This window comes from Patulibacter brassicae (assembly GCF_033949425.1).
Lineage (GTDB): Bacteria > Actinomycetota > Thermoleophilia > Solirubrobacterales > Solirubrobacteraceae > Patulibacter > Patulibacter brassicae.
Genome location: NZ_JAXAVX010000004.1, coordinates 107,189 through 125,969 on the forward strand (window position 1 = coordinate 107,189; position 18,781 = coordinate 125,969).

18 protein-coding genes are annotated in these 18,781 nt (G+C 75.8%); 7 read left to right on the forward strand and 11 right to left on the reverse strand.

Annotated features, from left to right (window positions below; translation table 11 throughout):
- Positions 1 to 35: 35 nt before the first annotated feature.
- Positions 36 to 2,936: an aconitate hydratase gene (locus SK069_RS10000; RefSeq protein ID WP_319954077.1), complete on the forward strand. Its 2,901-nt coding sequence runs from the start codon at positions 36 to 38 to the stop codon at positions 2,934 to 2,936.
- Positions 2,937 to 3,162: 226 nt separating this feature from the next.
- Positions 3,163 to 4,158, forward strand: coding sequence for an NEW3 domain-containing protein (locus SK069_RS10005; protein WP_319954078.1), 996 nt, complete (start codon positions 3,163 to 3,165; stop codon positions 4,156 to 4,158).
- A 20-nt stretch (positions 4,159 to 4,178) separates the two neighbouring features.
- Here the strand turns inward: SK069_RS10005 and SK069_RS10010 are convergent, their stop codons facing one another.
- The 5 genes from SK069_RS10010 to SK069_RS10030 all read right to left on the reverse strand — a co-directional run bounded on the left by SK069_RS10010 (position 4,179) and on the right by SK069_RS10030 (position 8,036).
- The gene (locus SK069_RS10010) at positions 4,179 to 4,559 is read right to left on the reverse strand and encodes an arsenate reductase family protein (RefSeq protein WP_319954079.1); all 381 of its coding nucleotides are present in this window, start codon (positions 4,557 to 4,559) and stop codon (positions 4,179 to 4,181) included.
- A 67-nt stretch (positions 4,560 to 4,626) separates the two neighbouring features.
- Complete coding sequence (locus SK069_RS10015) at positions 4,627 to 5,382, reverse strand: NlpC/P60 family protein (RefSeq protein ID WP_319954080.1); 756 nt, start codon at positions 5,380 to 5,382, stop codon at positions 4,627 to 4,629.
- A 178-nt stretch (positions 5,383 to 5,560) separates the two neighbouring features.
- Positions 5,561 to 6,154, reverse strand: a complete 594-nt coding sequence (locus SK069_RS10020; protein WP_319954081.1) for a DNA-3-methyladenine glycosylase I — start codon at positions 6,152 to 6,154, stop codon at positions 5,561 to 5,563.
- Positions 6,147 to 7,256 (reverse strand): M20/M25/M40 family metallo-hydrolase, encoded by a 1,110-nt coding sequence (locus SK069_RS10025; protein WP_319954082.1) that lies wholly within the window; start codon positions 7,254 to 7,256, stop codon positions 6,147 to 6,149. The genes SK069_RS10020 and SK069_RS10025 overlap by 8 nt, the downstream gene beginning before the upstream one ends.
- A gap of 87 nt (positions 7,257 to 7,343) precedes the next feature.
- A complete protein-coding gene (locus SK069_RS10030; RefSeq protein WP_319954083.1) occupies positions 7,344 to 8,036 on the reverse strand; it encodes an acetoacetate decarboxylase family protein in 693 nt (230 codons plus the stop codon).
- 439 nt (positions 8,037 to 8,475) lie between these two features.
- Between SK069_RS10030 and SK069_RS10035 the strand changes: the two genes are divergently transcribed.
- Genes SK069_RS10035 through SK069_RS10050 form a run of 4 tightly spaced genes read left to right on the forward strand, consistent with a single transcriptional unit; the run spans position 8,476 to position 12,618 of the window.
- Positions 8,476 to 9,381, forward strand: coding sequence for an SDR family NAD(P)-dependent oxidoreductase (locus SK069_RS10035; protein WP_319954084.1), 906 nt, complete (start codon positions 8,476 to 8,478; stop codon positions 9,379 to 9,381).
- A gap of 47 nt (positions 9,382 to 9,428) precedes the next feature.
- Complete coding sequence (locus SK069_RS10040; protein ID WP_319954085.1) at positions 9,429 to 10,490, forward strand: zinc-binding metallopeptidase family protein; 1,062 nt, start codon at positions 9,429 to 9,431, stop codon at positions 10,488 to 10,490.
- The gene (locus SK069_RS10045; protein WP_319954086.1) at positions 10,487 to 11,281 is read left to right on the forward strand and encodes an HAD family hydrolase; all 795 of its coding nucleotides are present in this window, start codon (positions 10,487 to 10,489) and stop codon (positions 11,279 to 11,281) included. The genes SK069_RS10040 and SK069_RS10045 overlap by 4 nt, the downstream gene beginning before the upstream one ends.
- Entirely contained in the window at positions 11,278 to 12,618 is a 1,341-nt protein-coding gene (locus SK069_RS10050) for a M20/M25/M40 family metallo-hydrolase (RefSeq protein ID WP_319954087.1), read from the forward strand. Before SK069_RS10045 ends, SK069_RS10050 begins: the two co-directional genes overlap by 4 nt.
- 19 nt (positions 12,619 to 12,637) lie before the next feature.
- On the opposite strand, the gene SK069_RS10055 is transcribed toward SK069_RS10050, so the two are convergent.
- The 5 genes from SK069_RS10055 to ettA all read right to left on the reverse strand — a co-directional run bounded on the left by SK069_RS10055 (position 12,638) and on the right by ettA (position 17,383).
- Entirely contained in the window at positions 12,638 to 13,528 is an 891-nt protein-coding gene (locus tag SK069_RS10055) for a DsbA family oxidoreductase (protein WP_319954088.1), read from the reverse strand.
- A 92-nt stretch (positions 13,529 to 13,620) separates the two neighbouring features.
- Positions 13,621 to 14,517, reverse strand: a complete 897-nt coding sequence (locus SK069_RS10060) for a DsbA family oxidoreductase (protein WP_319954089.1) — start codon at positions 14,515 to 14,517, stop codon at positions 13,621 to 13,623.
- A gap of 37 nt (positions 14,518 to 14,554) precedes the next feature.
- On the reverse strand, positions 14,555 to 15,022 hold the full coding sequence (locus tag SK069_RS10065) for an SRPBCC family protein (protein WP_319954090.1): 468 nt from the start codon (positions 15,020 to 15,022) through the stop codon (positions 14,555 to 14,557).
- A gap of 77 nt (positions 15,023 to 15,099) precedes the next feature.
- Positions 15,100 to 15,702 (reverse strand): DUF1707 domain-containing protein, encoded by a 603-nt coding sequence (locus tag SK069_RS10070; protein ID WP_319954091.1) that lies wholly within the window; start codon positions 15,700 to 15,702, stop codon positions 15,100 to 15,102.
- 22 nt (positions 15,703 to 15,724) lie between these two features.
- Complete coding sequence (gene ettA / locus SK069_RS10075) at positions 15,725 to 17,383, reverse strand: energy-dependent translational throttle protein EttA (RefSeq protein ID WP_319954092.1); 1,659 nt, start codon at positions 17,381 to 17,383, stop codon at positions 15,725 to 15,727.
- Between the two features lie 181 nt (positions 17,384 to 17,564).
- On the opposite strand from ettA, the gene SK069_RS10080 reads away from it, so the two are divergent.
- Positions 17,565 to 17,888, forward strand: a complete 324-nt coding sequence (locus tag SK069_RS10080) for a DMT family transporter (RefSeq protein WP_319954093.1) — start codon at positions 17,565 to 17,567, stop codon at positions 17,886 to 17,888.
- On the opposite strand, the gene SK069_RS10085 is transcribed toward SK069_RS10080, so the two are convergent.
- Positions 17,885 to 18,733 (reverse strand): SDR family oxidoreductase, encoded by an 849-nt coding sequence (locus SK069_RS10085; RefSeq protein ID WP_319954094.1) that lies wholly within the window; start codon positions 18,731 to 18,733, stop codon positions 17,885 to 17,887. The genes SK069_RS10080 and SK069_RS10085 overlap by 4 nt on opposite strands.
- Between the last annotated feature and the right edge of the window lie 48 nt (positions 18,734 to 18,781).

Consider the following 18,781-nt stretch of genomic DNA (forward strand, 5'->3'; position numbering starts at 1 on the left):
CCGACCCCTCACCCCGATACCCGAAGGACCCGCGCATGACCACCAACAGCTTCGGCGCCAAGGACACGCTGTCCGTCGGCGACCGCACCTACGAGATCTTCCGCCTCGACGCGCTGCAGGCGAAGTACGACGTCGCTAGGCTGCCGTACTCGCTGAAGATCCTGCTCGAGAACCTCCTGCGGACCGAGGGCAACGGCGCGGTCACGAAGGAGTCGATCGAGGCGCTGGCGACGTGGGACGCGAAGGCTGCCCCCTCCGACGAGATCGCCTACACGCCGGCGCGCGTGGTCCTGCAGGACTTCACCGGCGTCCCGGCCGTCGTCGACCTCGCCGCGATGCGCGACGCGATGGCCGAGCTCGGCGGCGACCCGTCGAAGATCGAGCCGCTCGTCCCGGCGGAGCTCGTGATCGACCACTCCGTCCAGGTCGACGCGTTCGGCAACCCGGAGGCGTTCCGCGTCAACGCGGAGAAGGAGTTCGAGCGCAACGAGGAGCGCTACCAGTTCCTGCGCTGGGGCCAGAACGCCTTCGACGCGTTCAAGGTCGTCCCGCCGGACACCGGCATCGTCCACCAGGTCAACCTCGAGTACCTGTCGCGCGCGGTCTTCGTCAACGACGGCGCCGGGGCGGACGGCCTCCCGCAGGCCTACCCCGACACGCTCGTCGGCACCGACTCCCACACGACGATGGTCAACGGCCTCGGCGTGCTCGGCTGGGGCGTCGGCGGCATCGAGGCCGAGGCCGCGATGCTCGGTCAGCCGATCCCGATGCTCATCCCGAACGTCATCGGCTTCAAGCTCGTCGGCGAGCTGCCGGAGGGCGCCACGGCGACCGACCTCGTCCTCACCGTCACCGAGCTCCTGCGCCAGACCGGCGTCGTCGGCAAGTTCGTCGAGTTCTTCGGCGAGGGCGTCACCCGGCTGCCGCTGGCCGACCGCGCGACGATCGGCAACATGAGCCCGGAGTTCGGGTCGACCGCGGCGATCTTCCCGATCGACGCCGAGACGATCCGCTACCTCGGCTTCACCGGTCGCCCGAAGGAGCAGCTCGAGCTCGTCGAGGCGTACGCGAAGGCCCAGGGCCTCTGGCACGATCCGGAAGAGGAGCCGACGTTCAGCCAGATCGTCGAGCTCGACCTCTCGACGGTCGTCCCGTCGATCTCGGGCCCGAAGCGCCCGCAGGACCGCATCTCCCTCTCGGAGGCGAAGGTCGAGTTCCGCGAGGCCCTCGGCAACTACGTCACCGCCGAGGACGAGGGTGGCGCCGGCGACGACCGCGAGCCCGGCGTCGCGCCGCACGGCCCGACCGGCGAGAGCTACGTCGACGAGGGCTCGTCGCTGAGCTTCCCGGCGTCCGACCCGCCGGGTGCCCAGGTGCCCGGCAACGGCCACGGCAGCGACGGCGGCGAGCCGCAGCGCGAGCACGACCACTCGAACGTCGCGACCCGCCCGTCGACGCGCGTCGAGGTCGAGCTGGACGGCGAGACGTTCGAGCTCGATCACGGGCACGTCGTCATCGCCGCGATCACCTCCTGCACGAACACCTCGAACCCGGCCGTCATGGTCGCCGCCGGCCTCGTGGCCCGGAAGGCGCGCGAGCTCGGCCTCAACCGCCAGCCGTGGGTCAAGACGTCGCTGGCGCCGGGCTCGCTCGTCGTCACCGACTACCTCGACCGCGCCGGCCTCAGCGAGGACCTCGACGCCCTCGGGTTCAACCTCGTCGGCTACGGCTGCACGACCTGCATCGGCAACTCGGGCCCGCTGCCGGAGCCGATCTCGAAGGCCGTCAACGACGCCGACCTCGCAGTCACGTCGGTGCTCTCGGGCAACCGGAACTTCGAGGGCCGCATCAGCCCCGACGTGAAGATGAACTACCTCGCGTCGCCGCCGCTCGTCGTGGCGTACGCGATCGCCGGCACGATGGACTTCGACTTCGAGGCCGACCCGATCGGCGTCGGCGACGGCGGCCGCGAGATCTTCCTGAAGGACATCTGGCCCTCCACGAAGGAGGTCGCCCAGACGGTCGAGGACTGCCTCCAGGCGGACATGTTCCGCAAGAGCTACGCGCAGGTCTTCGACGGCGACGCGAACTGGCAGGGGCTGCAGATCCCGACCGGCGACCGCTACGAGTGGAGCGACGACTCCACCTACATCCGCAAGGCGCCGTACTTCGACGGCATGCCGGCGGAGCCCGCCCCGGTCGAGGACATCCAGGGCGCGCGCGTGATGGCGAAGCTCGGCGACTCGGTCACGACCGACCACATCTCGCCGGCCGGCTCGATCAAGCGCGAGGCGCCGGCGGGCCAGTACCTCGAGGCCCACGGCGTGAAGCCGGCGGACTTCAACTCGTACGGCTCGCGGCGCGGCAACCACGAGACGATGATCCGCGGCACGTTCGCGAACATCCGCCTGAAGAACGTCATGGGCGGGGGCGACCCGCTGCCCGAGGGCGGCTACACCCGCTACCTGCTCGACGACGGGAAGCTGCCCCAGGGCGAGAAGGCGTGGATCTACGACGCCTGCCAGGCCTACGCGGAGGCCGGCGTCCCGCTCGTCGTGCTCGGCGGCAAGGAGTACGGCTCGGGCTCCTCGCGCGACTGGGCGGCGAAGGGGACGAACCTCCTCGGGGTGAAGGCCGTCATCGCCGAGAGCTTCGAGCGGATCCACCGCTCGAACCTCGTGGGCATGGGCGTCCTGCCGCTGCAGTTCCCGGAGGGCGAGAGCGCCGACTCGCTCGGGCTCGACGGGACCGAGGAGTTCACGATCACCGGTCAGGCCGACGCGCTGAACGCGGGCGACCTGCCGAAGACCGTGAAGGTCCAGGCCGGCGACGTCTCCTTCGACGCCGTCGTCCGGATCGACACGCCGAAGGAGGCGGACTACTACCGCCACGGCGGCGTGCTGCTCTACGTGCTCCGGCAGCTCCTGGCGGCCTGAGCCCCGGCTCCACCGATCCTCGGCCGCGGCGCCGAGGGTCGGTCGACGGCGGCGGAGCCCGATCGGCGCCGCGGTGGTCGGGGTGACCCTCGACGCCGATCCACGTGCCGCCGGCGGTCGCGGGTCGCGGCCGGCTCGGCGGCGCCGGACGGGCCCTCTCCGGGGTAGGGTTGGCGCGTGGGCGCGCGTGCAGCGGCCGGCGCCCGCTCCGACCCCCGGGAGCCTCATGCGCCGTCGTCCGTTCGCCTTCGTCACTCCCGCTCTCCGGGCCGCGGCACCGACCGTCGTCGCGGCCCTGCTGCTCGGCGTCGCGGCGACGCCGGCGGGCGCGAACCTCGTCGGCGTCGGCGAGGATCCGGCCGGCGACGCGGCGAGCCCGCACCCCGCGCACGACATCACCGGGGCGGCGCTGGCCTACGACCGGCGGCGCGGCGCGCTCGTCGGGAGCGTCCGGCTGCGCGGGGTCGCGACCGCCGCGACCCAGGGCGTCCTGACGCTCTTCGCGGGCCGGCGGACCGCGACCGGCTGCGACGGCTATCCCGCCCAGGGGCTGTCGACGTCCACGGCCTCCTTCCGGGCCAGCTGGCACGTCCTCCCGGCGCCGGGCCAGCACGTCGGCGGCGGGGTGGACCGGGCGGAGAAGTCCGGCGAGCGCACCACCGTGCAGCGGATGGAGGCGACCGACCGGCGGCTCGCGGGCGGCACCCCGGACTGCGCGATCGCCACCCTCACCCAGCCCGGCGACGCCTCCGTCGTCCTCGACACGACCGGGCCGATCGCGCTGCGGCCCGTGCCGGTCCTCGGCGCCGCGCTGCGCGGCGTGCCCAGCCGCCTGCGTCCCGGCCGCACCGCCCGGGTCCGGGTCCTCGTCACGAACGCCGGCGACGCGCCCACGGGACGCATTCGCCTGCGGGTGGCCGGCGCGCGCGGGCTGCGGGTCTCCCCGTCCACGCGCACGCTGGCGCCGCTGGCGGCCGGGCGCACGCGCACCGCGACGCTCCGCGTGCGCCTGTCGACGCGGGCGCGCGCCTCCACGCGGCTGCGGGTCACCGCGACGGCGGGCGACCAGCGCGTGCGCACCGAGGGCCGCATCCGCCTGCTCCGTCTCTCCTCGGGCGGTGGCGGCGGCGGAGGCGGCTCGACGCCCCCGCGCACCTGCAACCGCTGGATGCCCGACATCTCGGGCGAGACCGGCGGCTCGCTCGTGCTCGTGCCCTGCTGACTCGCGCGGAGCCGATCCGGTCAGCCGGTGACGGCGCGTCCCGTCGCGGCCCACGCCGCGTGCCGGTCGCGCGGACGGCCGATGACGACCGTCTCGCCGTCGTCGAGGATCGGGCGCTGCAGCAGCGCGGGGTGCTCGACGAGGAGGGCGACCACCTCGTCGATGCCGAGCCCGTCGGCGTCGAGGCCGAGGTCGCGGTAGCGCTTGTCGCGCCGGATCAGGGCGTCGACGGGATCGCCCTCCAGGCGCTCGGCGAGGTCGCGCAGCTCGGCCTCGTCGAGGCGCTCGGCGACGAGCAGGTACTTGCGCACGGCGACCTCGTGCCCGGCCTCCTGGAGCGCCTCGAGGGCGACGACCGAGGTCGAGCAGTGCGGGTTGTGGAGCAGCGTGAGGCCAGGCACCGGGCGATCGTACTTCGCGTCGCCCGGGAGCCCGCGGCCGAGCGGCTCGGCCGGTCGGAGCGGTGCGTCAGAGCCCGGCGACGTGCCGGCTGTGGAAGCCCTTGCGGCGACCGATCACGGGACGCCAGCGGACGCCCGACCGCCCACGGGGATCGCCGACCCGACTCGTGTCCAGCCGCAGGCCCGCGACCTCGAGGTACACGTGGCCCTGGCTCGCGTGCACGGTGATCCAGCGGCCGCCGCCCGCCCGACCCCACCGCGCCATCTGGCCGCTCGTGGCGGTGGTCGTCATGAGGCCGGCGCGGATCATCGCGTAGCCCACCGCGCCGGAGCAGTCGTAGCCGGAGTCCTTCAGCCGGGCGTGGCCGCCGCCCCACTTGTACGGCTTGCCGACGATGAGGTTCGCGGCCGCGATCACCCGCTTCACCGACGTGGGCGCCGACCGCGGGATCGCGGCCTTGCCGTCCGTCCGGATCCGGGCGACCTTGCCCTTGATCGTCCGGCGCGAGCTCGGCACCGGGACGAGCACGTCGCCGCCGTTCCAGCCGGCGGTCGGCTGCTCGTCGTCGGCCACGTCGTCGTCGGCCGGCAGGTCGTCCTCGACCACGCCGTCGTCGTCGGTCCACGTGCCGTCGTCGGCGGGCCCGTCGTCCTCGACGCTCCAGCCGTCGTCGACGCCGGGATCGGTCGCCTCGTCCTCGGTCCCCGGGGCGACCTGTCGGCCGCCGTCCCAGCCCGACCACGGGCGCTGGGCCGCGGCGGTCGCCGGGGTGGCGAGGGCGGGCACGAGCAGCAGGGCGAGGAGCAGACGACGCAGGCGCACCCTCGGGTCATCGGACGTCCGAGCGCCAGGGACGAGACGACCTGGACCATCGGGGGAGGAGGTGCCGCTCCGTCGTCCGGCCGCCGCGGTCCCGGCGCGCCGACGCGCACCGGCCGCCGACGCGGGGGCCCTCGCCGGTCGTCGGCGGCGCGGCGACGCGCGGACCGGCGCGTCCGCCTCAGGCCGCGCGGTGGCAGCCGGCGACGTGGTCGTCGACGATGCCCGCGGACTGCATGAGCGCGTAGGCGACGGTCGGGCCGACGAACGCGAACCCGCGGCGGCGCAGCTCCCGGGCCATCGCGCGCGAGGTCGCGGTCGACGCCGGGACGTCGGCGAAGGTCGCCGGGCGGCCCGCGCGCTCCGCCGCGGCGGCGTCGGCGAACGACCAGAGCAGCGCGTCGAGCCCGCCGTCCTCGCGCAGCGCGAGCGTCGCCCGGGCGTTCCGGATCGCCGCGGCGACCTTCGCCCGGTTGCGGACGATGCCGGCGTCGGCCAGCAGCCGGGCGACGTCCGCGTCCCCGTACGCGGCGACGCGCTCGGGGTCGAAGCCGTCGAAGGCGGCCCGGAACGCCTCGCGCTTGCGGAGGATCGTGATCCACGCGAGGCCGCTCTGGAACGCCTCGAGGGTGAGGAGCTCGAACAGCGCGCGCTCGCCGTGCAGCGGCCGGCCCCAGTCGTCGTCGTGGTAGGCGCGGTAGAGCTCCGGCGCGGCGCCCCAGCGGCAGCGGGCGAGCCCGTCGTCGCCGACGACGACGTCGGGGGCGTCAGCCACCGAGCTCCGCCGCGTCGAGGCGCCGGACGAGCTCGAGCAGCGCGCCGAGCCCGGCCGCGATCGGCGGGATCGCCACCCACTCCGAGGTCCGGTGCATGTCGCCGCCGCGCGTGATGCCGACGCAGATCGCCGGGACGCCGAGCGGGTACGCCGCGTTGCACTCCGTCGAGCCGGCGTCCTCGCGCGCCGGCGGCAGGCCGACGGCGGCGCGGGCGGTGCGGGCGGTCGTGACGAGCGGGTGGTCGCCGGGCGTGCGGCCCGCCGGCCGATGCCCGACCTGCTCCACGGTGGCGTGGACGCCGCGCGGCGCGCGCTCGAGGGCGTCGCGGACGCGCTGGGCGGTGCGCCGCAGCCGGCCGTCGTCGTCGTCGCGCAGGTCGACGAGCAGCTCCCCCTCCTCCGCGATCGCGTTCACGGTGCTGCCCGAGCGGACGACCCCGACGTTGATGTGCGCGCCGCGGGGCACGGCGTCGAGCGCGGCGGCGCCGGCCCGCAGCAGGGCGTGGGCGGCGCTGCCCGTGCCGCGGTCGCCCCACGAGTGCCCGCCCGGGCCGCGGTAGCGGGCGCGGAGTCGCAGGGCCCCGATCCCGCCGACGACGAGGTCGTCGAGCAGGTGGCCCTCGAGCGCGACGAGCGCCCGTGCCGGGACGCTCGCCAGCAGGTGCTTGGCGCCGCGCAGGTCGCCGAGGCCCTCCTCCCCGACGGTCGCGGCCAGCACGACCGGCCGGACCGGCGGTGCCTCGCGCAGGGCGCGCGCGAGCTCGAGCAGCGCGGCGACGGCGACGGTGTCGTCGCCGATGCCGGGACCGAGCAGCCGGTCGCCGTCGCGCCGCGGCTCCAGCGGGATCTCGGGACCGAAGACCGTGTCGAGGTGCGCGGTGACGACGAGCGCCGGCCCGGCGTCGCCGAGGCGCACGACGACGTTGCCGACGGCGTCCTGCTGCGGGTCGAGCCCGAGGCGGGCGAGCCGCTCGGCGACGGCCGCGCCACGCGCTCCCTCGTCGCCGGTCGGGGCCCCGATGGCGGCGAGCTCCAGGGCGTCGCCGACGACGCGCTCGACCGCGGCGTCGTCGGCGGGGCCGGGCCCCGTGTCGGTGCGCACCACCCCGGGGAGCCTACGGGCCGGGCGCTCGGCCGGGACGGCGCGCCCGCCCGCGGTCGTCGTCGGGCCGGGCCGCGGGATCGGGGCTCACCCGCCGAGCGGGCGGGTGGGGGAGAGGGTGAACTCGATCTCGTCGCCGACGAGGCCGAGGTGCGGACCGGGGCGCAGCCAGCGCGCGAGGGGACCCGTCGAGCGGATCTCGGTGCGCACGAGCGCCGGGCGGAGGCGCCCGTGGGCGACCATCCGGCAGGTTCGCAGGACGCCGTCGGGGCCCTGCTGCTCGACGATCGCCGTCGTGCGGATCGGCAGTGCCGGGCCGAGCGGTCGGACGTGGCTCGTGACCCGCCAGCCCGCCGTGGAGGCCGTCATCGACGTCGTCGGGTCGCCGTCGAACCGCACGAGCGCCTTGGGCATCGCCCAGTTCGCGCGCCCGCCCACGAGGCTCGCTGGGGAGTCCACGGCCATGAGCGCCACCGTCGACCGCGGCCGACCGCCACGCAGGTACCCGACCTGGCCGAAGACCTCGTCGTACGCGCCGACCGGCGTGTCGCGGTAGCGGACCATCCCCCCGACCACGCCCACCGGTCGCCGGTCGCGCAGGGCCGGGGGCAGCGCGGCGCGCGCGGCCCGCGGGGCCCGCGCGAGCCACAGCACCGCCGAGGCCCGGCAGGTCCACGGCGCCGGGGGCGGGTCGCCGGCCGGGAGCTGGTCGAGCGCCTCGTCGGTCAGGTCGCTCTCGTGGACGCCCGGAACGCGGGACAGGACAACAGGATCGATCATGTCTCTCTGCACCGAGACGGTACCGGCGACCGGGCGACGCGGCGGTGCGCCCGCGCGCGACGGACGGGCGACGGGGCCGACGGAGGCACGCCGTGCGGAGGCCGCGACCGCCCGGCGCCGGCGCGGGCCGCAGCGCCGCCGGCGCCGCACGGCGGGCGCGGCGGGCGCGGCGGGCGGGGGCCCTGTCCGCCGGGCCAAAGGGCCGGGCGCCGTTCGGGCCCGCCGTCGAGCCCTCCGCGCTCCCTGGCGCGGGACGATGCCCGTGGGGCGGCCGGCCCACCTGGCCGCCCCCCTCTCCCTCGTTCGCGGTCGCTCCGCGGCACCGGTGGGCGGGCGGCGACCACCGCCCGCCCTCCGGGGTCGCACCGCCGCCTCGCCGTCCACGCGCCGCCGACCCGGACCGGCCGGGTGCCGTCGCGCGGGCGGTAGTGTCGCCGCGATGGCGCTGCTCGACCGACTGCCCGGCCGCGGGGTCCCGGACCCGCCGCCCCGCCTCGACGGCCGGACGACCGTCGTCTGCGGCGGGGCCGGCGAGGTCGGCGAGGGGATCGTCGCCGGACTGCTGGACGCCGGAGCGCGGGTCGCCGTGCCCTCGCGCGGCCACGAGCGGCTGCAGGCGCTCGAGCACCGGCTGCGCGACGCCGGCCGTCCCGTCGAGCGGCTCGTGCCGGTCATCGGCGACCTCTCGGCGGGCGAGGACGCCGCGCAGGCGCTCGCCGCCGACGTCCTGCGCCTCGCGGGTCCACCGGACCTCGTCGTCGCCGCGCTCGGCGGCTGGGCCGCCGGCCCGCCGCTCGCCGAGCTCGGGCTCGACGAGTGGGAGTCGGCGATCCACGACGGCCTGCGCGCCCACCACCTCGCCGTCCGCGCCTTCGTGCCGCTCTTGCGCGATCGGCCCGGGGCGGGCTACGCGATGATCAACGGCGCGGCCGCGCGCTACCCGGTGCCCGGCTCGGGCGCGGTCTCGACCGTCGCCGCGGGCGAGCTCATGGCCGCCCAGGTCCTCGCGGCCGAGGAGTCCGGCTACGGGGTGCAGGTCGAGGCCTACGTGCTCGGTCCCGTCGCCACCCGCTCGCGCAGCGAGTCGGCGCCGTGGATGGCCAGCGCGGAGCAGGTGGGCGGCGTGATCGCCGACCGCGCCGGCCGCCGGCTGGCCGGCGGGGGCGACGCGGGGCCCGCGACCGTCGTCGAGATCCTCACCGCCGGGGACCTGCGTCGGGCTCGCGACCTGCCGCCGGGCGGCGTCCGCGGCGCCGGCGCCGGCCGCGCGGGCTGGATCCTCTGGGGCCTGCAGACCGGCAACCTCTCCAACCAGGTGCGGCGCGGCGCGCCGCCGCGCGACTAGGGACCGTTCGAGCGAGGCCGCGGCGCGGGCGCGATAGCGTCCGGGGCATGAGCCTGCCGCCCGTCCTGCGCGACCTCCTCACCGCCCCGGGGCCGTCGGGGCGCGAGGAGATCGCCAGCGCGGTCTTCCGCAAGCACGCCTCCGCGTTCGCGACGCTCGAGTGGGACACGTTCGGCTCGACCGTCGGCCGCGTCTCGGGCACCCAGGAGGGCGTGCCGTCGCTGGCCGTCGTCGGCCACATCGACGAGATCGGGCTCATCGTCACCCACATCGACGAGAAGGGCTTCCTGCGGATCGCGCCCGTCGGCGGCCAGGATCCGCAGCAGCTCGTCGGGCAGCGCGTCCGCGTCATCACGAAGGGCGGCGACCTCGTCCCGGGCGTGATCGGGAAGAAGCCGATCCACCTGATCGAGGCCGACGAGCGCTCCCGCGCGGCGAAGATCAAGGACCTGACGATCGACATCGGCGCCGCCGACAAGGAGGACGCGCGCGCGGTCGTGCGGATCGGCGACGTCGCGGTGATCGACGCCGAGCCGCTCGAGCTGCGCGGCGGCCGCGTCGCCTCCCGCTCGATGGACAACCGGATCGGCTCGTTCGTCGCCTACGAGGCCGCGCGCCTCGTCGCCGAGGCCGGCGGCGCGCCGGGCGAGGTCCAGGCGTGGGCCGTCGCCCGCGAGGAGACGGGCCTGCACGGCGCCAAGACGACCGCCCACCGGGTCCGTCCCGGCCTGGCGATCGTCGTCGACGTGACCTTCGCCAGCGATCACCCCGGCGTCGACGTCAACGAGATCGGCGAGCATCCGCTCGGCTCCGGTCCGGTCGTCGAGCTCGGCACGCCGCTGCACCCGTGGATCGGCGACCGCCTGATCGAGATCGCCGAGCAGGAGGACATCCCCTTCACCGTGAGCGCCACCGGGCGCGGCACGGGCACCGACGCCGACGCGATCAACATCGCCGCGGACGGGATCCCGACGGCGGTCATCGGCGTGCCGCTGCGCTACATGCACTCCGTGGTGGAGACCGCCCAGGTCGACGACATCCTCAACGCCGCGAAGCTCATCGCCGCCTTCGCCCAGCGGCTCGACCCGTCCGTCGACCTGCGGCGATGACGGTCCTGGCCGACGCGCGCGCCGCCCGCGCCGCCGGCGGCTGGCTCCTGCTCTGGGACATCGACGGGACGCTGCTCCTGCGCGCGTCGCGCGCGCACGCCGAGGCGGTCTGGGCGGCGCTGCTGGAGGTCCACGGCCTCGACCGCGACGCGCTGGAGACCCGCACCGGCGCGGGCCCGAAGGGCGCCGGCATGACCGACGGCCAGATCGCCCGGCTGCTGCTGGAGGCCGCGGGCGTCGACGCGGCCGAGATCGACGCGCACGCGTCGCGCGTGCGCGCCCGCACCTGCGAGCTCTACGCGCCCGACGACCTCACGGCGCACCTGAACCCGGGCGTCGACGCGCTCCTCGCCGAGCTGCACGAGCGCGAGGACGTCGTGCAGACCCTCGTGACCGGCAACTTCGAGCCGGTGGCGCGCCGCAAGCTCGAGGCGGCCGGCATCGGGCGCTGGTTCGACGCGACGCTCGGTGGCGGGTTCGGCTCCGACCACGAGGTCCGCGACCACCTGCCGGCGATCGCCCGCACCCGCGTCGGCGCGGCGCTGCGCGACGACGGCGCGCCCTGGCCGGCCGAGCGCACGATCGTCATCGGCGACACCCCGCGCGACATCGCGTGCGCGCGCCACGACGGCGTCGGCGTGATCGCCGTCGCCACCGGCCCGCACGCGGTCGACGAGCTCGCGGACGCCGACGCCGTGGCCGAGGACGTCGCGACGCTGCGCGACGTCCTGCTCGCCCGCCTCGACGCGCCGGCCGACCGTCCCCCGACCGGGAGCCCGAGCACCGCATGACCACCGACACCGACATCGACCAGGGCCGCCTGCGCGCCGACCTCGAGGCGCTCGTCGCGCTGCCGTCGGTCGCCTTCCCGGGCTTCCCGACCGAGCCGGTCCGCGCCGCCGCCGACCTCACCGAGGAGCTGCTGCGCGAGGCGGGCCTCGAGGACGTCGTCCAGATCGACGTGCCCGGCGCCGCGCCGGCCGTCTTCGGCCAGGTCGCGCCGCCCGCCGGCAGCGACGCGCCGACCGTCCTGCTCTACGCCCACTACGACGTCCAGCCGGCCGGTCCCGAGGACGCGTGGACGACCCCGGCCTTCACCGCCACCGAGCGCGACGGGCGGCTCTACGGTCGCGGCACCGCCGACGACAAGTGCGGCATCGCGTTGCACGTCGCGGCGCTGCGGGCGCTCGGCGACCTGCGGGCCGCGGGCCTCGGGATCAAGGTCCTCGTCGAGGGCGAGGAGGAGACGGGCGAGGGCACGCTCTCGACGCTCGTGGCCGCCGATCCCGACCGCTTCCGCGCCGACGCGTTCGTCATCGCCGACGGCTCGAACGTCGCCACGGGCACGCCGACCCTCACGACGTCGCTGCGCGGCTTCGCCGTCGTCGAGGTCACCGTCTCGACCCTGCGGGACTTCGTCCACTCGGGGGTCGCCGGCGGCGCGGCGCCCGACGCGCTCGTGGCGCTGTCGCGGATCATCGCGACGCTCCACGACGAGGACGGCGACGTCGCCGTGGCGGGCCTCGACCGGCTGCCGTGGGACGGCGACGCGCTCGACGAGGAGCAGTTCCGCCGTGAGGCCGGCGTGCTGGACGGCGTGGCCCTCGTCGGGTCGGGACCGCTGGCGGAGCGCCTCCTGACGCGGCCGTCGGTGACCGCGGTGGGCATCGACGCGCCGACGGTGCGGGGCGCCGGCAACGCGCTGATCCCCAGCGCGCGGGCGAAGCTCTCGATGCGCCTGGCCCCGACGCAGGACCCGCGGGCGGCGGCCGACGCGCTCGTCGCCCACGTCCGCGCCGTCGCGCCCTGGGGGGTGCAGCTGGCGTTCGAGATCAGCGCGCTGGCCCCCGGCGCGCTGCTCGGCGGCGAGGGGCCCGTGGCGACCGCGGCCGCCGCGGCGCTCGAGGCCGGCTACGCGGCACCGGTCAGCCGGATCGGCACCGGCGGGGCGATCCCGCTCTGCGCGGACCTCGCCGCGATCTACCCCGACGCCGAGTTCGTGCTCTGGGGCGCCGGCGACGACCGCTCGCGGATCCACGCGGCGGACGAGTCGGTCGACCTGGGGGACCTCGGGCGCGCCGCGGCCGCCGAGCTCGCGCTGCTGCGGTCGCTCGGCACCGCCGGCTGAGCCCGCGCCCTCGCCCCGATCAGGCGGTCCAGAGCGCGTCGGTGCCGATCGGCCGACGCGTCGCGCCGGCGGCGGCGAGCTCCTCGCCGACCGCGTCGCGCTCGCCCTCGCGGTCGAGGACCGCGGCGACCTCCTGGGTCGTCAGCGGCTCGCCGGCCCAGCGCACGACCTCGAGCGGGTCGGTGGCCCAGGGACGCTGCTCGAGCTCCGGCGCGAGGTTCGCCACGAGCGTCTCGATCGTGAGCGCGGTGTGGAAGCCCGGCGCCTCGAGGACCCGCCCGTCGCGCTCCAGGACGTAGCTCGGGCAGGTGTAGCGACGCGGCCCGAGCGGCTCGCCCGCCTGCTCGGCGGTCCAGTCCTCGCCGGAGGGCGCGAGCTTCTGGTCGAGCGCCACGGCCGCGGGGGAGGGGCGGCGGGCCGCGGAGAGGTCGGCGCGGAAGGCCGCCTGGACGTCCTCCTCGGCGCGCCAGCCGGCGACGTCGTCCGCCGTCGCGTCGAGGCCGCCCGCCTCGAGCGCGGCGGCCAGGGTCGCGTCGTCGCTCAGCGCGGCCCCGCCGGCGAGCGTCTCGACGTGGAGGGCGCGCAGGAGGGTCACGGCGGCGTCGATGCCGCGGCGCTCGCGGACCGCGACGATCGCCTCGCAGGCCGGCCACGTGCCGCCGACCGGACGGCTCTCGGCGGTCGTCAGCGGCTGCCCGTAGGCGTCGAAGTGCCGCAGGGCCGCGGCCGCGCGCTCGGGCGTGAAGCCCATCCGCTCGTACGACGCGCCGTCCTTCGACAGGCCGACGAGGCGCAGGTGGCAGCGCAGCTCGTCGCCGTAGCGCCAGCGCAGCCGCCAGCGGATCGGCTCGGCGCTGAAGGCGTACGGGCACGCCGGATCGGTGTAGGTCGTGACGTCGACGCTCGGCACGGGCACGACGCTAGCGCGCGCCCGGCGCCGCCCCGTGCGGACGGGCGATCCGGACCGCGGCCCGGTCCGTGCGCCGGTCCCGGTCCGGCCGCTCAGCCGGCGGTCCAGAAGGCGTCGGTGCCCACCGCCTGCTCGCGCGCGCCGGCCTGCCGCAGCTCGTCCCGCACCGCGTCGCGCTCGTCCTGCCGGTCCAGCAGCGCCGCGACCTCGACCGTCGCGAGCGGTTCGCCGGCCGCCCAGGTCAGGACCTCCGCGACGTCGCCGGCCCACGGACGCGGCGCGAGCGCCGGCACGAGGTTCGCGACCGCCGCCTCGACGGCGGCCCACGGCTGGAACCCCGGGACCTCGGCGCTGCGGTTGCCGTTGCGCAGGACGTAGCTCGGGCAGGTGTAGCGGCGGCCGGCGGACCCGACGTGGAGCGCCGGGGGCAGCTCCGCCAGGACGTCGGGCTCGGCGTCGGCGAGCTTGTGGTCGAGCGCGAGCGCCGCGGGCCCGGGGTCGCGGGCGGCGGCGAGGTCGGCCTGGAACGCGCGTGCCGTCGCGTCGTCGGCGGCCCACTCGCGGACCTCGGCGGGCTCCAGCCCGGCGCGGCGCGCCGCCTCGTCGAGGACCTCGGGGTCGTCGATCGCCCGGCCCTCCGCGAGCCCGAGCACGCGCAGCGCCCGCAGCACGGCCGGCTCGCTGCCGGTCGCGAACTCGCGGGCGGCGACGATCGTGCGGCAGGCGTCCCAGGTGCCGGCCGGCGGCCGGCGGTCGACGGTCGTCAGCGGCATCCCGTACGCGTCGAAGTGGCGCAGGACCGCCGCGTTGCGCTCGTCGTCGAAGCCCTTCGCCCGCTGGGCGCCGGCGTCCCGCGCCAGCCCGACGACGCGGATCGTCCACGTCAGCCCGTCGCCGTAGCGCCAGAGGAGCCGCCACTTGATCGGCTCCGCGCTGTAGGCGAACGGGCACGCGGGGTCGGTGAACTCGACGAGGTCGATCTGGCGCACGCCCCGACGCTATCGCCACGCGGGTCGCGACCCGCGCTCAGGCGAGCGCCAGCGCGGGTGCCGGTGCGGGGAGCCGCGCGGCGAGGTTGCGCGCGCTGCGCAGGAACGCCCGCCGCAGCAGCGCGCCGCCGCCGAGCCGCCAGCGCAGCTCGGACGCGCCGTGGAGCAGGAAGTCGCTGGTGAAGCGCACGAGGCACCCGCGCGGCTCGGGCTCGATCGTGAACGCGTCGCAGCCGTGCAGCGCGCGGGGCGCGGTCGTCGCCCACGTGATCCGGTGCGGCGGCTCGACCTCGATGACCTCGTAGTGCAGGCCGCGCCGCAGGCCGGGGAGGGAACCGCGCAGCGCGTAGGCGGTGCCGATCCGCAGCGGGTCCTCGCCGGTCACGAGGTGGACGGCGAGGGGGTGGGGGAACCACTCCGGGGCGTGACGGAGGTCGGCCACGTACGCGAACGCCTGCTCCGGCGCGCACGCCGCGGGCACCGTGAACTCGTCGTGATGGTCCATGATGCTCGACCGGTACCCGCGTGGCCGGCTCGGACACGTGGATTCACCCTCCCCCGCGGGCCGTGTCGCGACGCCGCTCAGCCGCGTCGCAGCCGGGCGAGCCGGTCGCGCAAGCGCGCGGACTGGACGCGGACGTCGCCGAAGGTCGTGCGCGCCTGCAGCGCGATCACGGGCGCGCCGGCGGGGGCGTGCCGGCCGGCGTCCTGGCGGAGGTCGCCGAAGAAGCTCGCGCCCCGCAGGTGGACCTCGATGCCCTCCGGCACGAGCAGCCGGACGTCGCCGAACACGGTCCTCGCCTCGATCTCGATCCGCTCGTGGGCCACGGCCGCCTCCCGCAGGTCGAGCACGACGTCGCCGAGGATCGTCCGCCACCGGCTGCGGGACGGGACCGTCCAGCGTCCGTCGCGACGCAGGTCGCCGAACGACGAGCGGTGCTCCTCGACCGGCCCGGCGGGCTCCGCGGCGCGGGGCGTCGTCGGCGGATCGGCCGGCAGGTCGCCGAGCAGCGCGCGCAGGTCGCCGCGCGTGCGCGCGCCGGCGGCGCCCTCGATCCGGTCCGCGAGCTCCTCGAAGGTCAGGCGGCCGCCGGCCGCGCCCTCGCGCAGCCGCTCGATCGCCGCGTCGCGCTCCGCGTCGGAGGCGCGGATCGCGTCGTCGGGCGCTTCGCCGCCGGTGACCATCCGACGCCCGGCCCCTCCGGCCTCAGCGCGTGAGCTTCTTGTAGCTCAGCCGGTGCGGGCGGTCGGCCTCGTCGCCGAGCAGCTCGCGGCGGTAGGCCTCGTAGGCCTGCAGGTTGCCCTCGAACCAGGTGGCCGTCGAGTTGCCCTCGAAGGCGAGGATGTGGGTGGCGATCCGGTCCAGGAACCAGCGATCGTGGGAGATGACCACCGCGCAGCCCGGGAAGCCGAGCAGGCCCTCCTCCAGCGCCTGGAGCGTGTCGGTGTCGAGGTCGTTCGTCGGCTCGTCCAGCAGCAGGACGTTGCCGCCGCGACGCAGGAGCTTCGCGAGGTGGACGCGGTTGCGCTCGCCGCCGGAGAGCGAGCCGACCTTCTTCTGCTGGTCGCCCTTCTTGAAGTTGAACGACGCGACGTACTGGCGCGAGTTCATCTCGCGGTCCCCGACCTTCACGTAGTCGAGGCCCTCCGAGATCTCCTGCCAGACGTTCTTCTCGGGGTCCAGCGAGTCGCGCGACTGGTCGACGTACGAGAGGTCGACCGTCTCGCCGAGCTTGATCTCGCCGGCGTCGGGCTGCTCGATCCCGGTGAGGAGCTTGAAGAGCGTCGTCTTGCCCGCGCCGTTCGGGCCGATCACGCCGACCATGCCGCCGGGCGGCAGCGTGAAGGAGAGGTCCTCGAAGAGGAGCTTGTCGCCGAACGCCTTCGTCAGGCCCTTCGCCTCGATCACCGTGTCGCCGAGGCGCGGCCCGGGCGGGATCGTGATCCGGGTCTCGTCGAGGCGCTGGGCGGCCTGCTGCTCCATCAGCGCCTCGAGGTTGTTCAGGCGCGCCTTCTGCTTCGTCTGCCGGCCCTTCGGGTTCTTCCGGGCCCACTCGAGCTCCTCGTTGATCCGCCGCTGGCGGGCCACGTCGGTGCGCTTCTCCTGCGCCATCCGCTTGGCCTTCGCCTCGAGCCACGCGGAGTAGTTGCCCTCGAACGGGTAGCCCCGGCCGCGGTCGAGCTCGAGGATCCAGCCGGCGACGTTGTCGAGGAAGTACCGATCGTGGGTCACCGCCACGACGCAGCCCGGGTAGGACTCCAGATGGCGCTCCAGCCAGTGGACCGACTCGGCGTCGAGGTGGTTCGTCGGCTCGTCGAGCAGCAGCAGGTCGGGGGCCGAGAGCAGCAGACGCGCGAGCGCGACGCGGCGCTTCTCGCCGCCGGAGAGGTCGGTGACGTTCCAGTCGCCGGGCGGGCAGCGCAGCGCGTCCATCGCGTACTCGACCTTGTTGTCGAGGTCCCACGCGTCGGCGGCGTCGATCTCCGTCTGCAGCCGCGCGAACTCCTCGGCGGTCTCGTCGCTGTAGTTCACCGCCAGCTCGTTGAAGCGGTCGACGAGCGCCTTGAGCTCCGAGAGCCCCTCGAGGACGTTCTCGTGGACGGTCTTCGTCTCGTCGAGCTGCGGCTCCTGCTGGAGGATGCCGACCGTCGCGCCGGTTCCGAGCGTCGCCTCGCCGTCGAAGTCCTTGTCCTGGCCGGACATGATCCGCAGGAGGCTCGACTTGCCGGCGCCGTTGTAGCCGAGGACGCCGATCTTGGCGCCGGGCAGGAACGACAGCGACAGCTCCTTGAAGACCGTCTTGTCCGGCGGGTGCACCTTCGTGACCTGGTGCATGGTGAAGACGTACTGCCCGGTGAAGGTCACCTCTCCAAGGTATCGACAACGACGCCCGGCGCTCGGCGCGATCGTCCGGCGGGGCGGGCGATCGCGCCGCGGGTCGAGCCCGGCGGGGCGGTGCTACCGTCGAGGACGGGCGCCCGACGGGACGCCTCCGGACGAGAGGGCGCGCCGTACCCGGAACGACGACGGCGCGAGGGAGGCACCGATGTCCTGGGTCATGCTCTTCGCCGCCGGTCTGCTCGAGGTCGTCTGGGCGATCGCGATGAAGCGCAGCGACGGCTTCAGCCGGCTGCCGGAGACGGTCGTCTTCGTCGTCGCCGCGGTGGCGAGCGTCGTCCTGCTCTCGCGCGCGCTGCGCGACCTGCCGGTCGGCACCGGCTACGCGGTCTGGACCGGCATCGGCGCGGTCGGCGCGGCGATCGTCGGGATCGCCTGGCTCGACGAGAGCGCCGCCCCGCTGCGCGTGGTGAGCCTCGCGCTCGTGGCCTGCGGCATCGTGGGCCTCGCGCTCAGCTCGCAGTCCGGCTAGACCCGGGCGCGGCCGAAGACCGCGTTGAAGCGCCGGCTCGCCAGGCGCATGACGAGCGCGTAGCCCCACGGGAAGAGCCGCTGGCCGAGGAAGCCGAGCTGGATGTCGCGGGAGGTGTAGACCATGAACCGGTTGCGCTCGACCCCGCGGACGATCGCGGCCGCGGCCTTCTCGGGGCTCACGGCGTGGTGCACGAACCGGCCGACCTCGCGGCGCACCCGGGGGTCGTCGCGGTCGACGCCGACGATGTTCACCGTCTCGACGAGCCCGGTCGCCACCGCGCCGGGGCAGACGAGGCTCACGTGGATGCCGTGCTGGCGCAGGTCGAACCGCAGGACCTCGGACACGCCCCGCAGGCCGAACTTGCTCGCGCTGTAGGCCGCGTGCCACGGGAGGCCGAAGAGGCCGGCGGCGGAGGAGACGTTCACGAGGTGGCCGCCGCGTCCGGCGCGGATCATCGCCGGCACGAACGCCTCGATGACGCTGATCGGGCCGAGCAGGTTGACGTCGAGCATCGCCTTCCAGTGCTCGTGCTCCAGCGTCTCCACGGTGCCCCACGTCGAGATCCCGGCGATGTTCATCACCACGTGGACGGCGCCGTGCGTCGCGTGCACCCGCTCGGCGAACGCCATCACGGCGTCGTGGTCGGTGATGTCGAACGCCTCGTGGGCCACGACGTGGCCGCCCGCCTGGGTGACCTGCGCGACCGTCTCCTCGAGTGCGTCGGCGGAGCGGTCGGTGAGCACGAGCGCCCCGCCCCGCCGGGCGACCGTCAGGGCCGCGGCCCGACCGATCCCGCTCGCCGCCCCCGTGATGAGGCTCGTGCGCCCCGCGAACGTCGTCATGGCGCGAACGCTAGCGCGTTCCCCCGATCGGTGAACGGGATCGTTCGC